The organism is uncultured Roseobacter sp. (genome assembly GCF_947491795.1).
Lineage (GTDB): Bacteria > Pseudomonadota > Alphaproteobacteria > Rhodobacterales > Rhodobacteraceae > Roseobacter.
In genome coordinates this window covers 1-1,327 of record NZ_CANLKW010000026.1, presented here as the reverse complement: position 1 = coordinate 1,327, position 1,327 = coordinate 1, and the positions used below count along the sequence as shown (strand labels likewise).

Genomic DNA, 1,327 nt, shown 5'->3' with positions numbered 1-1,327 from the left:
CGCGCTCAGTGAAACCTGGTTCGGAAGACCAACGCGATTGCCCGAACATGACTACATCCTGTGGGGTTCAATTGCCGGCCTGTCCGCCGTGATCATCGCCATTGGCGCTATCCTCAGTTCCCGACGCAATCGTCAGCGAGCGAGCAACCTGTTAGCTGAAAATTCCGAACACCGCCTGCTTGTCGATGCTTTGGATGGTGTGGAGGCGGCGATTGCTATTTTCGACAAAAACATGCGCGCCGTTCACTGGAACAGGGGGTTCGTGAGGACAATGCCAAAGATGGTGGGGGCGCTGTCCAGGGGGGCACATCTGCGTTCCATGATCGCCACCTCGTACACCAACGGAACGATTGTTTCGGAAATGAACTCGCGCGAGGCCGAGGCATTTGCTGAGAGCATCGTGCAAAAGCTTGCAAGCGGAGAACCCCAGAACCGAATTGTCTACACAACAGATGGACGTGTGTTCGACGCGACGGATTTTGCGATTGGCAAAGAGCATTTTGCGTCAGTCCGGGTCGACGTCACAAAGCTTCATCAGCAGGCAGAAATCATCCGAACTCAGAAAAGTGAGCTGGAGGCGGCCAATGAACGTCTGTCCATGTTTACTGCTATTGCCGCGCATGACCTGAAATCGCCGTTGGCCCAACAAACTGTATTGCTGCAGTTTGTGGAGGAAGATATGGCGGATCTCGGGTATGAGCTTTCTGACGAAATCGCTGCGCATTTTGAAACGCTCAGGAGTGTTTCGGCTGGTATGAAAGGTCTGATCCAGGATCTTCTCGATCACTCTCGCAGCCCGGTACCCCCTGAGCAATTCGAGGACGTAGACCTCAATGCGAGACTACCGGATATTCTGGATCTGGCCGGACTACCGGATGGTTTCCGGGTTGAGCTCGAGTCCCGGATTCCGTTGCTTAACGTCGATCCGGTGGCGTTTGACATGGTTGTGCGTAACCTGCTCTCCAACGCAGCCAAACACCATGACCGTGACAAGGGCTTAATCAGAATCCGAGGAAAAGAAGTGAACGGGTTTACCGTTGTCGAGTTTGAAGACGACGGGCCGGGTATTCCGGGGAAACATCGAAGTTCTGTTTTTGAACCGTTCAAACGCTTGTCTTCCCACGTTGAGGGCACCGGCCTGGGGTTGTCGTTTATCCAAAAGACTCTGTTGGAATGGGGCGGGAGTGTTCATGTCGACTGCCCCGGCGAACGCGGCAGCATCTTCTCTCTGAGGATCCCAACTATCGCTGTTTCACAATCGATAGCCGCAGAATAACGAACCCGGGTAGTGGCGCCGGGTCGCTATCTGCAATGCACCCTGGTTCCG

Annotated in this window: 1 protein-coding gene; it reads left to right on the top strand. The window is 54.4% G+C overall.

The window, feature by feature from the left end; genetic code table 11:
* On the top strand, nucleotides 1-1,276 hold a 1,276-nt coding region (locus tag Q1A34_RS21905), incomplete at its 5' end, for an ATP-binding protein (RefSeq protein WP_300039638.1).
* Nucleotides 1,277-1,327: the final 51 nt, after the last annotated feature.